The sequence below is a fragment of the Pseudomonas sp. HP_14 genome, assembly GCF_055283875.1.
Window position 1 is genome coordinate 43289 of the sequence record NZ_JBTOQI010000002.1, and the last position, 13105, is coordinate 56393.

Genomic DNA, 13105 nt, shown 5'->3' on the forward strand with positions numbered 1-13105 from the left:
GTCCCGATAGGCTGCTTTGATTGTCATTCGAGTTCGTCAGCAAGAACCGGGTAGTGCTTCTGCCGGATCGTGGCTTTGATACAGGCTCTACCTCAACAGGAGCTCAGTATGAACTTTCGGATCACAGGTCTATCCCCAGAACCCTTCCAGGCGCTGTTTGGTTTGTCTGATGAGGCCTTGAAAGCGCTCGGTGTGAAGCGCTACCACGTCGACAAGAAACCAGGCTTCCCTGACCGCATCGAATTGCTGGATGCGGAAGTTGGAGAGACCGTGCTGTTGCTGAACCACGTTTGCCAACCGGCCTCCACGCCTTATCGAGCCACCCATGCGATTTTCATACGCGAAGGCGCGAGCCAGACTTACGACGCGATCAATCAGGTGCCTGAGTCGATGCGCGTCCGCCTGTTGTCGCTCAGAGGCTATGACGCCGAAGGGATGATGATCGAGGCCGATGTAGTGGAGGGTGTCGCGATAGAACCTGTGATTGAGCAGATATTCGCCAATCCTGAGGTGAGCTACATTCACGTCCACAACGCCAGAAGAGGATGTTATGCGGGGCGGGTGGATCGGCTGTAGTCAGCGTCGCTCGCACGATCTCTCGCCGGGTGGTCCTGCGGAATTGCACCGTTGTGTGTGAGCGAGGCTTGCCCGTGATAAATACCACCCGGTTTACCTGACCGACCACAGTCCCGCTGTCGCGGTCAGCCCCCACGTCAGGTTGCGGTGAAAAATCCTCCGCAGGCAAATCTATTCAGATGTTTCAAGATTTTTGCCGTCACCAAACGTCATAATGCGGCGATCAAAATCATGTGTGAGATCGAGTGCTGTGAACATTCGTAAGCCTATCGACGGGCAGGCAGCGGTGATGATGACTGTGCTTTGCATCGTATGGGGCCTTCAACAAGTCGCAATCAAAGTTGCAGCACCGGACATAGCGCCGATTCTGCAGATTGCCCTGCGTTCAGGTTTTGCTGCACTGATGGTCGGCGTACTGTTGATGCTGCGCTGGCGGAAGATGAAACGCCCCGGCACCTGGCAGGCAGGCCTCATGGTCGGCGTGTTGTTTGCGCTGGAGTATCTCGCGGTGGGCGAAGGTCTGCGCTATACCTCGGCCGCGCACATGGTGATCTTCCTTTACACAGCGCCGATATTTGTCGCCATCGGCCTGCACTTTCGCTTTACGAGCGAACGCCTGACTGTCTTGCAATGGATTGGAATCCTGATCGCCTTTTCCGGTGTGGTCCTGGCTTTTTATGCTCCGGCGGCGCCCGGTGTCGATGTGGTACATCAGCGTATTGGTGATGCTTTGGGTTTGTTGGCCGCGATATTGTGGGCGGGCACCACGCTTACAATCCGCAGCTCAAGATTATCGGATGCCCCGGCGCCGTTAACACTTTTCTATCAGTTGGCCGGTGCGTTTGTAATCCTCGCATTCATGGCGTTGGTCAGCGGACAAAGCAGCGTCCACCTGACTGCTGTCGCGATTGGCAGCCTGGCTTATCAGACCATCGGGGTCTCGTTCCTGAGTTTCCTCGCCTGGTTCTGGTTGCTGGGCCGCTACCTCGGTTCCCGTCTGGGCGTGCTGTCGTTCATGACGCCATTGTTCGGTGTGGTATTTGGCGTGTGGTTGCTGGATGAAACGCTGGAGTCCTCATTTGTACTGGGGGCAGCACTGGTGCTGGCGGGAATCGTGCTGGTCAGCGGGCATGATCTTCTGCGGCAGGTTCTACACAGAAGAGCGCTTGCCAGGCAGTAAATTCTGCTCGATCCAGTCTGCCGTTGTGGTCAGATCAAAGCCATGCGCGGCGTTGAAAGTCTGGGTTTTATCCCAGGCGACGCCCTTGCCCTGAGCGAACACTGCCCGGTATTTGCGCATCGAGTCGTCAGGTGCAGTTGCGAGTTCATCGTTGAGTTCAGAGACACTCCATTGCACCCGCGACAGGGTGCGATCAAGCTTCTCATCAAGGGTGTCCGCTAACTGCCGGTAGCTCAGCGTGTCTCCGGCGACGAAAATCACCTGATTAACCAGGCGTGGCTCAGTAAAGATGATGTTCGCTGTCAGCTTACCGATGTCCTCGGGCGTGGTAACGGTGACCTGTGTGTCCCAAGTGCCCAATGCATGAACAGTGTTTTTGGCCAGGTCGACGACGCCGAACACGGGTTCAAACAGAAAGCTGGTAAACATCCCGGTTGAGACAATGAGCCATTCGGTGGTGCGTTGAGCCCGTAACAGCTCGCGCACTTCAAGCTGCTCATCAAACAGGTCTTGCGGGCTGCCTTTGCCGATTACGGCGTAGTCCACGCCAAACTGCCAAGGCACGTAGCGCTTCACTTCAGCCTTGAGTGCCGCGTGTGTCAGTTTCAACTGGGTGCCCGCGCCTGCTATGAACCCGACGCAACTGATCACCGTATCAAATGGCCGGAAATACTCGGCAAGCTTCTCGACGGTATCGTTAATCACGTCGGCTTGCACAATGCGGATGCCAAGGCTTTCAAATTCTTCCAGGGCTCGTTTTTTCATGACGTCTTGAGTGGTAATGGCCGAGGCACGCAACAGCACGCTGATGCGTGTTTTCTCCCGGCCAGCAGCCATCGAAGCCAGTTCACGCAGGACCTGCGTACCCAGTTCGCCAGCACCCAGTACGAGAATATTTTCGGTTTTCACGGTGGTAGTGAGTTGCATGAATTTCCTCCGGATCGCGGTTCAATAAGTGAGTGGTTGTTATCCTGTCACCATTGAGAAGCGGCCATAAGTAGGCACACGAGTGATCCTGGGGGACGAATGAACAACGAAGAAATCATCAGGCAATCGCAAGCGGCGTGCGAAGCGCTGAGTGCAGAAGACGACGGTTTGAAGCGAGAAGTGCTGACCCATGCCGGCAATCGCTGGTCACTCGGCATCGTCCATACGCTGGGTGTTGAAGGGCGATTGAGACACGCGCAAATCGCCAGGCGTATGGATGGCGTGACGCAGCGGATGTTGACCCGCAGCTTGCGCCAACTGGAAAGGGACGGCCTGGTTTTGCGTCGAGATCACAACGAAGTGCCGCCACGCGTCGACTATGAGTTATCCGAACTTGGCCGCGGGCTGCTCAGGCAGATGATCCCGTTGTGGATGTGGGTGGCGGGCAATGCAGAAGGCTTTCGTGAAGCCCGTGAGCGCTACGATGCAGCGGGTCTGGCGAAGGTGGAGTGAGTGTTTGCTCCACAATGGCGTCTTGTATCACACCTGTGGGAGGTAAAGCGCAGTGATCTGAGTCGCTTGAAATGAAAGAAGATTCATAAGGCGACTCCGTATCTGCCTGCAAACCACAAATCTTGTGGGAGCGAGGCTTGCCCGCGACAAGGTCACCGCGGTTTATCAGATAGACCTCAGCGCGTTTATCGCGGGCAAGCCTCGCTCCCACAGGTATCTACGCAATTCAGTGGGACCGGATTCATCCGGGAAGAAGCCGCTGCAGCCGACGCATGTGTATTGTCAGGCGTATCGCCCTCCCGGATGAATCTGCTCCCACAGAGCCTTCGTTTGCTACCTCAGGCCGGTTCGTACGGCGAGTAATCCACGTAGCCTTTGGCGTCACCACCGTAGTAGGTATCGCGATCCGGCGTGGTCAGCGGCCAGCCGTTTTTCAGTCGGGCGACGAGGTCCGGGTTGCCAATAAATGGCTGTCCGAATGCGGCTAGGTCGATCAGACCGGCGTCAACCAGATCCTGAGCACGCTCCAGCGTCATGTCTCCGGCGATGATCAGGGCGGTGTTGGCCAGTCTGGCTTTGCACTCCTTAAGCAGTTCACGCAGCGCTTTTTCCTGTGCGGCGGAGCTTTCACCAGCCATGAAGAAGTGCGTCTGATCCATGACGTGCACGTAGGCAATACCGCGCTCGTCCATGCCTGAGCACAGCGCTGCGTAGGTGTCGTCGATCTCGGGATAGATCGGCATATCGAACAGTTGGCCGTAAGGCGAGATGCGAATGCCTACTCGATTCTTGCCAATTCGGGCGCTTACCGCATCGACCACTTCAAACACGAATCGCAGGCGATCATCAAGGTTCCTGGCGCCGTAGCGATCCGTGCGATCGTTAACCAGCGGGTTCAGGAACTGCTCAAGCAAGTAGCCATTTGCGCCGTGGATTTCCACACCGTCAAAACCGGCAGCAATGGCATTTGCGGCTGCCTGTGCAAAGTCTTCAACGACTCGACCGACTTCATCAGTGGTCAGCGGCCGAGGGATGGAGGTGTCGACAAAGCCTGGCTCACCATTCTCGGTGTAGGCGAATGCTTTGCCACCTTGAGCAGGCTTGTTGGTGGAGCTGACCGGGGCTTTGCCATCGATCTGAATCGAGGTGTGGGACACTCGGCCAACGTGCCAGAGCTGAGCAAACATTTTGCCGCCAACGCTGTGCACAGAGTCAGTCACAAGCTTCCATCCCTGAATTTGCTCGTCGGTGAAAATACCGGGATTGAACAGGTAGCCTTGGCCTTCGCGGGAAATCGGCGTGCCTTCGGAAACGATAAGGCCAGCGGTGCCGCGCTGGGTGTAATGCAGCGCAATCTGCTCGTTGGCAATGTCGTTTGGCGCGCGGGAACGGGTCATTGGCGCCATGACGAATCGGTTGCTCAACGTCAGGCCGCTCAGGTCGTAAGTGTCAAAGAGGTCGATCATAAATTTAAGTCTCCATGGACGGGAATCAGGTCCCGAGGAGAGGCCCGCAAGCGCAGGGCTTTCTCGGCGGATGAAAGTGACCGTCATGGTAGGTTGTTGCTGTAGCAGCCACAATTGAGGCTAAAAGCAAAAGACTATTGCTGTTTTAGCAATTGGTGGTTTAAATGCGGAGGTCGGCACTGAGTAGTTTTTGGGTGACGCTCCCGCAATAGATCTCATCCCGGTTCATCATTACGTTTTGATCAGAGCAGGCTTCCATGCACCTCAAGTCCCACAGATTCTTCGCCATGGTTGCCGTCACGGGTAGCTTCTCCGCAACAGCGCGGCACTTTCAGGTGCCTGCCTCTTCAGTGTCGCGCTTCATTGCGGCGCTGGAAAAAGAGCTGGGGCAGCAACTGCTGTATCGAAATACTCGCGCCGTGAAACTCACCGATGCGGGCGAGCGTTACTACGCGCAGGTTCGCGAGGTACTGGATTTGCTCGACGCGGCTGACGAAGAAGTGACCGGCAAGGTGGGTGATATCCACGGCCTGGTGCGAATCAATGCGCCGGTTGCGTTCGGCCAGTTACACATCGTGAAGCTCCTGAACGGCCTCTACGAAAAATACCCCAGGCTGAGCGTCGAGTTGAACGTCACCGATGCGTTTATCGACCCTGTGCTGGAGGGCACCGATATCATTTTCCGGGTCGGGCAGTTGCAGGACTCGGGTTTGATCGGGCGAAAGATCTGCGACCAGCGCTACCTGCTTTGCGCCAGTACCGATTATGTGGAAAAACACGGAGAGCCTGTTTCGCCGCAGGACCTGCGCAATCATTCCTGCCTCGTCTATAAAGGCGTGAGCGGCATACAGCGCTGGCACTTTCGTCGTCCAGGGCACGACGCCGTAGAGACTATTGATGTCGATGGCCCGCTGCGGAGCAATAACGGTCAGGTGTTGATGGAAGCAGCACTGGCGGGCAGGGGGATCGTATTTTTCCCGTCTTGGCTATTCAATCAGGCGCACTTCAAAACACAACAGCTCATCCAGCTGTTGCCGGACTGGGAGGGGGGCGTCGAGCCGTCGCCGAGCCAGATTCACCTGATATCGCCCGAGAATCGGCTGCGCTCTCAGAAAGTCAGGGTGGTGTGGGATTACTTTTTAAATGCCATCGGCACACCGCCTTACTGGGATCGGGTGGATTCTTAGGGGAGCCTCCATCAAAGGCTGACGTGTGTAAGTCATCTGATTCCGCCACTAATGGCGAAAGGCTTACAAAGCGTAATGGCGATTGTCCATTTACGCAGCGCCGCGGTAAGCGCAATCTAAACCCATCAACCGAAACGCAGGAAGCGCTTCGGAGGTAAAGGAAGACCACCATTGCCGGGACGGCTACTGACAGGATGTTGGAATGGTATTGATGAAAAATGACCCGCTTCGGCGGGTTTTTTCATGGCTGCGTTTTACCTCAAGCCGCCTGTAAACTGGTCTCGCAAAAAAAGACGTCGCTTCGCAAGTGACCTTTTTACTTCCGACAAGAGACCCTCATGGCAAATCACGACATCACTTTCATCCCTGATCCTGATTCGGACTCCATCTCTTCTGACGTCGCTGGTTTTGGCGGGCTGCTGGTTTCGACGCAGATTCCGACTCACGCTGACGGCAGTCTGGAATTGGGCGATATCACGCTACAGAGCGAGTGCACGCTGCAAGCGCTGAAAGTAGCGCTGGAAAAAGCCGGCAGCTCAATGGATCGGGTCTTGCACCTGACTATTTACCTTACCGACATGGCTGATCGCGCCGCTTTCAACGAAGTCTACAAGCGCTTCTTCGCCAAGCCCTGGCCGGTGCGCGCCGCCGTGGGTGTCGCCGCGTTGGCCGTTGAAGGCATGCGCGTGGAAGTGACGGCGATGGCGGCGAAAGGTTGAGGTAAAACGCAGTGATGTGAGTCGCCTGAAATGAAAAACGATTCATATGGGCGACTCCATATCTGCCTGTAAACCACAAATCTTGTGGGAGCGAATTCATTCGCGAAAGGGCCGGTGCATTAGCAGCATTTGTGTCGTCTGCTCGATGCCTGCGGGCGGTGATCAACTGTGGGAGCAGAGCTTGCTCGCGATAAACGACAACGCGATCTGCCTGATGGACTGTAGCGCCTGCATCGCGAGCAAGCTCTGCTCCCACAGGTTTACATGCAGCGCCAACCCGACAGTCCCGCAGGAGCATCATGAGCTTGAACCGGGCGCAAAACCTGTGGGAGCGAATTCATTCGCGAAAGGGCCGGTGCATTAGCAGCATTTGTGTCGTCTGCTCGATATCTGCGGGCGGTGATCAACTGTGGGAGCAGAGCTTGCTCGCGATAACGACAATGTGATCTGCCTGATGGACTGCAGCGCCTGCATCGCGAGCAAGCTCTGCTCCCACAGGTTCCTCAATCCAGATCCGCAGCGTCGTGCCGCTCCGGTACGCGGGTCGCTTCATCGCCCCAGGTGCGGTTGACCCGGGTGCCACGGATGACGGCGGGCCGTTTGGCGATCTCATGCGCCCAGCGCTGTACATGGGTGTACTCATGCACCGCCAGAAACTCAGCCGCTGAATACAGGCCACCCAGTATCAGTTGGCCGTACCACGACCAGACTGCAATATCGGCAATCGTGTATTCGTCGCCCGCCAGATAGGCGCTTTCACTGAGGCGGCGATCCAGCACGTCCAGCTGACGTTTGGCTTCCATGGCGAAACGGTTGATCGGGTATTCGAGCTTCTCTGGCGCGTAGGCGTAAAAGTGTCCGAAGCCACCGCCAAGGTAAGGCGCGGCGCCCATTTGCCAGAACAGCCAATTCAGGGTTTCAGTGCGGCCAGCCGGATCGGTGGGCAGGAAACGGCCGAATTTTTCGGCGAGATAAAGCAGGATCGAACCCGACTCGAATACGCGAATGGCCGGTTCTGCGCTGTAGTCGACCAATGCCGGAATCTTCGAGTTGGGGTTGACGTCGACGAAGCCGCTGGAGAACTGATCACCTTCATTGATGCGGATAAGCCAGGCATCGTATTCAGCGTCGGTGTGCCCCAGTGCCAGTAGCTCTTCCAGCAAGACGGTGACCTTGATGCCGTTGGGCGTAGCCAGCGAATAGAGCTGCAACGGGTGCTTGCCTTTGGGCAGCGTCTTGTCGTGGGTCGGCCCGGCGACAGGCCGGTTGATGCTTGCGAACTGGCCGCCGGACGCTTCGTTTTTCCATACCTTGGGCGGAACATAAGGTGTTTTGCTCATGGACGAACCTCTTGATTGTTCGAAGCGATAACGCGAGTGCAATGGGCACGTCGCGTCTGGTCAGTGGCATACCCTGCCAGTGCATTGACCTGTAATCAATGGTGTTTGTTTAAACCGTGCAGCAACGCTTGCTTAACTGGCCAGCGTCGTAATCGACGCTGGCTGACTGCGGCACTGCCAGCGCCAGGCATCGGTCAGCATGCAATCGAGTGAGCGTTTAGCGCTCCAGCCGAGCTCCAGCGAGGCCTTGTCAGGGGCCGCCCAGCAGCGGGCGATATCGCCTGGGCGGCGCGGTTCGTAAATCAGCGGCACGCTCACCCCACTGACCCGCTCGAACGCCTTGACGACTTCCAGCACGGAATATCCCTGGCCGGTGCCAAAATTCCAGATCTGAACGCCAGGCTTCAAACGCAGTACTTCAAGGGCTTTGACATGCCCTTCAGCCAGGTCCATGACATGCACGTAATCACGCACTCCTGTGCCATCAGGCGTGGGATAGTCGTTGCCGTAGATACTCAATGCCGGACGTTGCCCGCTGGCGACTTGCAGCAGATAGGGCAGCAGGTTATTGGGGATGTCGGTTGGGGCTTCGCCTAACTCCCCGGAGTCATGGGCACCAATCGGATTGAAGTACCTGAGTAAGCCTACTGACCAGCGGCTGTCGGAGATCACCAGGCTTTTCATGATGTTTTCCGTCATCAATTTGGATTGCCCGTAAGGATTCGAGGGCGGCCCAGTCTTGCAGGATTCATCAATGGGCATCACCGCGCAGTCGCCATAGACGGTTGCCGAGGAGCTGAATACCAGCGTGAATACACCGGCGTTGGCCATCGCCTGGCACAGGGTCACACTGCCGCCAACATTGGTGTCGTAATAGCGCAACGGCTCACGCACGCTTTCACCTACGGCCTTGAGACCGGCGCAATGAATGACGGCATCAATCGCGTAGTCGTCGAACAGAGCGGCAAGCACGCTACTGTTTCTGATGTCGCCCAGAACAAAGCCTGGACGTCGACCACTGACTCGGGCGATCCGTTTCAGCACTGAGCGAGCGCTGTTACAGAGGTTATCGAGAATCACCACGTCTTCGCCGTGATCCATTAACTCAAGCACCACGTGAGCGCCGATATAGCCTGCACCGCCGGTTACCAAGATCATGTGCTGTCCTCGTTCCATCACCTGTGAGCGGCGACTTCAACCTGCCGGACATGTCCTTGTTCGTCTTCTGGCCTGCGCGGCGACTTCGAAGCATGTGAAGGTATGGGCGCTCCCATTGCGCAGGAGTTCCAGGCGTGTTGCTGACCGGTCAGTGCAGTTCATCGGCTTTACATGCAACGCCGTTGAACGCTGGATGAACTGCACCCCTCCAAGTTTTAGAAGTGCGCAAAAGGGTGACCTGATCATCCGCCGCATTTGGTAATGCAACCGAGTGCGGTCGAAGCCAGAGGACTCATGGGCTTCAGTCTCGATTCCGATTTTAAAAAGGAATTCGCGATGAATCTTCTAGAGCCGCCTGATCATCTTTTACCCGCCCGGATTGATGCCCGCTCCACCGCAACTGCGCTGGCGAGGCCCTTACTGTTGTGCCTCTCTCATTTGCGTTGGGGTTTCGTCTATCAGCGCCCGCAACACGTCATGTCTCGCCTGGCGAAGGACTACGACGTGGTATTTTTCGAAGAACCGATTTTCGCTGACGTTCATCAGCCTGAGTTGGAGTTATCCCGGCCGGTCAGCGGGATTACGCTCATGGTTCCGCGCCTTCCGTGGGGTATGGATTCGCAACAGATTACGGATGCCCAACGACAGTTGCTCGATGCCTGGTTGGCCGGGCAGGCTTCCCGTGAATTGCTGTTGTGGTACCTGACGCCCATGAGCCTTGCGTTTACTGAGCACCTCAAGGCTCAGGTGACGATCTTTGATTGCATGGATGAGCTGTCGGCGTTCAAGGGCGCACCGCCAGATCTTATCGTCAAGGAGCGGCAATTGATGGCCACGGCCGACGTGGTATTCACGGGCGGTCATAGCCTTTGGGAAGCCAAGCGCCGTCAGCATCAAAACGCTCATGCAGTCCCCAGCAGCGTCGACATTGCACATTTCGCGGCCGCTCGCGACAGGTTGCCCGAGCCTGCCGATCAAGCTGATATCGGTCGTCCGCGATTAGGTTTCTTCGGCGTCATTGACGAGCGCTTTGATATTGATCTCGTCAGCGAACTGGCGACACTCCGGCCTGACTGGCAGATCGTATTGATCGGCCCTGTGGTGAAAATTGACCCCGATACGCTGCCGCGTCAGCCCAATATTCACTATCTGGGCGCCAAGCATTACGACGAGTTACCAGTTTATTTGTCCGGATGGGACGTGGCATTGATGCCGTTTGCGATCAACGAATCGACACGTTTCATTAGTCCTACCAAAACACCTGAATACCTGGCGGGCGGCTGTCCTGTGGTATCGACGGCGATTCGCGATGTGGTCAACGGTTATGGCGATTCAGGCGTGGTATCGATTGCGGACTCAGCGCAGGCTTTTATTGTCGCCATAAACGCGGCCCTGCTATCCAGGGCAGACGCCTCTTTCCCTGAGCGCGCTGACGCGGTGCTTGATGGTATGTCGTGGGATAAAACCTGCGCAGTCATGAAGGAGCACATCGAATGCCTAAGGTAACGATTGAGAGCGCCTGCAAAGGACCTTCACAGGCGAGTAACAAGCGTGCATATGACTACCTGATCGTCGGCGCGGGGTTTGCCGGTTCGGTGATTGCCGAGCGTCTGGCTGAGGGGCTTGGCCAAAACGTGCTGTTGATCGATCGCCGCGAGCACATTGGCGGTAATGCCTATGACCATCTCGATGCTGCCGGAGTCATGGTGCATCGCTACGGGCCACATATCTTCCACACCAACGCGCAGCGTATCGTCGATTACCTGTCACGGTTCACCGAGTGGCGGGCTTACGAACATCGCGTGCTTGCCCGCGTCGATGAACATCTACTGCCGATTCCGATCAACCTGACGACGTTGAACACCCTCTACGGCCGGTCTATGGATGAACATGAAGCAGAGGTTTTTCTCGCGGATCGTGCCGAGCCTGTTGCCGATATTCGCACCTCTGAAGACGTGGTAATCAATCAGATTGGTCGCGAGCTTTATGAAAAGTTTTTCCGTGGCTATACCCGCAAGCAATGGGGACTGGACCCATCGGAACTCGACAAGTCGGTCACGTCGCGCATCCCCACACGCACCGATAAAGATGACCGTTACTTCACTGACTCTTTTCAGAGGATGCCGCTGCACGGCTATACGCAAATGTTCGAGCACATGCTTGATCACCCGTGTATCGATCTGTTGCTTGAGACCGATTTCGCAGCGGTGCGTGAGCGGGTCAACTACAAGCAGTTGATCTACTGCGGCCCCGTTGATGAGTATTTCGATTACTGCTTCGGGCGATTGCCGTATCGGTGTCTGCAGTTCAAGCACGAGACCTTGCCGACCAGGCAGTTTCAGACTGTCGCCGTGATCAATTATCCGGATCAGAGCGTGCCCTATACCCGGATTACCGAATACAAACATTTGACGGGCCAGGCGCATCCTCTGACCAGCATCAGTTATGAATTTCCCTGTGCGCAAGGTGACCCGTATTACCCGATTCCGCGGCAGGAGAATGCGGAGCTGTACAAGCGTTACAGCGCGTTGGCCGACGACACACCGGGCGTGACCTTCCTCGGTCGGCTGGGTACTTACAAGTACTACAACATGGATCAGGTGGTGGGCCAGGCATTGGCGTTGTACCAGCGTATCGAGCAGCAAACACGGCGGTCTGCGTCTGCGGTGGAGGCCGGATGATGCGTCGCCTGACGGCCCTGTCGTCAGGGGGCGCAAGATGAAAAACAAGCGCCTTTTCAGTTCATTTCTGATGGCAGGTTATGAGTGTGCGACTCAGCGTCGAAAGGACGGTTTGAGGCTGGACTTGCTCGCCACGACGGGACATGCCCGATGGGTCGATAAAGATTATTCACAGCTCGCGGGGCTTGGCATTGGCTGCGCACGAGACGGGCTGCGCTGGCATCTGATTGAAATGCAGGCGTACTACTACGACTGGGGCAGTTTTTTGCCGATGTTGCGGGCTGCCCGGGATCATCACATTCAGGTGGTTTGGGACCTTTGTCATTACGGCTATCCCGACGGTCTGGATATCTGGCGTCCGGAGTTCGTCGAGCGTTTTGCCCGGTTCGCGGGTGCCGTTGCCAGGTTGATGAAAGAGGAAGGGGTGGATGCTCCATTTTTTTCGCCCCTTAACGAAGTGTCCTTCTGGAGCTGGGCGGGTGGCGAGGTCGGCTATTTCAACCCAGGCATGTGTGGGCGAGGTCAGGAGCTCAAGCATCAACTCGTGCGCGCAAGTATTGCGGCTACCGTGGCCATTCGTGAGCAGGTGCCAGCAGCGCGGTTTGTGCAATGCGAGCCGTTGATCAACGTCATGGCTGCTTCAAGTCGGACCGATGAGGTCAACAACGCAGAGCGTCATCGGCTTTCGCAGTTCGAAACCTGGGATATGTTGGCGGGGCGTCAATGGCCTGGGCTGGGCGGGCGTGAAGAGTATCTGGATATCATCGGCGCCAATTTCTACCCGCATAACCAATGGTTCCTGAATGGCGCGAAGATCCTGCGGGGCGATCGTCATTTTCGTCCGCTGGCGGGCATGCTCAAGGAACTACAGCAACGCTATCAAAGGCCGCTGCTGATTTCAGAAACCGGCGCGGAGAGTGACGAGCGCGTGCCATGGCTGAGCTACATCAGCGAGCAGATTACCCTCGCGCAACAGAGGGGCGTCGTGGTTGAGGCGCTGTGTTGGTATCCATTTCTGGATTATCCCGGCTGGGACGACGGTCGATACTGTCCCGCTGGTGTATTCGGCTATGCGGATGGCGAGGGTAATCGCGCGCCGTATCACCCATTGCATGTACAAATGCAGGTGTTGCTGCGCCAGACGTGGTCTCTGTAGGAGCTGCCGCAGGCTGCGATGGCGGAGGGGCTGGGAAATTGCTTTCACAGCCTGCGGCATCTCTCATAAAACATGAATAACTAACTGAATTTAAATGATTTTTCTGTAGAAGTGACCGGGCCCACATTCCTCGCGATTACGTCAAAACAGGCAATATATTCACCGACTGATAGGCCGAAATCGCGAGCAAGCTCACTCCTAC

12 protein-coding genes are annotated in these 13105 nt (G+C 56.4%); 8 read left to right on the forward strand and 4 right to left on the reverse strand.

Going from position 1 to position 13105, the window contains the following annotated elements:
* The first annotated feature begins 108 nt into the window (after positions 1–108).
* Together ACYASS_RS02345 and ACYASS_RS02350 are read left to right on the forward strand one after the other, a co-directional pair.
* Positions 109–576: a DUF1203 domain-containing protein gene (locus ACYASS_RS02345; protein ID WP_463584931.1), complete on the forward strand. Its 468-nt coding sequence runs from the start codon at positions 109–111 to the stop codon at positions 574–576.
* A gap of 250 nt (positions 577–826) precedes the next feature.
* The gene (locus tag ACYASS_RS02350) at positions 827–1756 is read left to right on the forward strand and encodes a DMT family transporter (RefSeq protein ID WP_463584932.1); all 930 of its coding nucleotides are present in this window, start codon (positions 827–829) and stop codon (positions 1754–1756) included.
* Here ACYASS_RS02350 and ACYASS_RS02355 read toward each other — a convergent pair.
* The gene (locus ACYASS_RS02355) at positions 1727–2683 is read right to left on the reverse strand and encodes an aromatic alcohol reductase (RefSeq protein ID WP_463584933.1); all 957 of its coding nucleotides are present in this window, start codon (positions 2681–2683) and stop codon (positions 1727–1729) included. The genes ACYASS_RS02350 and ACYASS_RS02355 overlap by 30 nt on opposite strands.
* Positions 2684–2782: 99 nt before the next feature.
* On the opposite strand from ACYASS_RS02355, the gene ACYASS_RS02360 reads away from it, so the two are divergent.
* Complete coding sequence (locus ACYASS_RS02360; protein WP_463584934.1) at positions 2783–3196, forward strand: winged helix-turn-helix transcriptional regulator; 414 nt, start codon at positions 2783–2785, stop codon at positions 3194–3196.
* Positions 3197–3534: 338 nt separating this feature from the next.
* Here ACYASS_RS02360 and ACYASS_RS02365 read toward each other — a convergent pair whose 3' ends face one another.
* Positions 3535–4662 (reverse strand): alkene reductase, encoded by a 1128-nt coding sequence (locus tag ACYASS_RS02365; RefSeq protein ID WP_463584935.1) that lies wholly within the window; start codon positions 4660–4662, stop codon positions 3535–3537.
* 257 nt (positions 4663–4919) lie between these two features.
* Here ACYASS_RS02365 and ACYASS_RS02370 point away from each other — a divergent pair, with 257 nt between their 5' ends.
* Together ACYASS_RS02370 and ACYASS_RS02375 are read left to right on the forward strand one after the other, a co-directional pair.
* Positions 4920–5849 carry a LysR family transcriptional regulator gene (locus ACYASS_RS02370; RefSeq protein WP_463584936.1) on the forward strand — a complete coding sequence of 310 codons (930 nt, stop codon included), beginning with the start codon at positions 4920–4922 and terminating at the stop codon, positions 5847–5849.
* A 338-nt stretch (positions 5850–6187) separates the two neighbouring features.
* Complete coding sequence (locus tag ACYASS_RS02375) at positions 6188–6568, forward strand: RidA family protein (protein WP_463584937.1); 381 nt, start codon at positions 6188–6190, stop codon at positions 6566–6568.
* A 503-nt stretch (positions 6569–7071) separates the two neighbouring features.
* On the opposite strand, the gene yghU is transcribed toward ACYASS_RS02375, so the two are convergent.
* Complete coding sequence (yghU, locus tag ACYASS_RS02380) at positions 7072–7908, reverse strand: glutathione-dependent disulfide-bond oxidoreductase (protein ID WP_463584938.1); 837 nt, start codon at positions 7906–7908, stop codon at positions 7072–7074.
* A 132-nt stretch (positions 7909–8040) separates the two neighbouring features.
* The gene (gene galE / locus ACYASS_RS02385; protein ID WP_463584939.1) at positions 8041–9066 is read right to left on the reverse strand and encodes a UDP-glucose 4-epimerase GalE; all 1026 of its coding nucleotides are present in this window, start codon (positions 9064–9066) and stop codon (positions 8041–8043) included.
* Between the two features lie 336 nt (positions 9067–9402).
* Here galE and ACYASS_RS02390 point away from each other — a divergent pair, with 336 nt between their 5' ends.
* From ACYASS_RS02390 to ACYASS_RS02400, 3 genes are read left to right on the forward strand one after another with little or no spacing between them, the layout of a single operon-like run.
* Positions 9403–10572 carry a glycosyltransferase family 1 protein gene (locus ACYASS_RS02390; RefSeq protein WP_463584940.1) on the forward strand — a complete coding sequence of 390 codons (1170 nt, stop codon included), beginning with the start codon at positions 9403–9405 and terminating at the stop codon, positions 10570–10572.
* Complete coding sequence (glf, locus tag ACYASS_RS02395) at positions 10560–11747, forward strand: UDP-galactopyranose mutase (RefSeq protein WP_463584941.1); 1188 nt, start codon at positions 10560–10562, stop codon at positions 11745–11747. The genes ACYASS_RS02390 and glf overlap by 13 nt, the downstream gene beginning before the upstream one ends.
* A 37-nt stretch (positions 11748–11784) precedes the next feature.
* Positions 11785–12903, forward strand: a complete 1119-nt coding sequence (locus tag ACYASS_RS02400) for a beta-glucosidase (protein ID WP_463584942.1) — start codon at positions 11785–11787, stop codon at positions 12901–12903.
* The last annotated feature ends 202 nt before the right edge of the window (positions 12904–13105 follow it).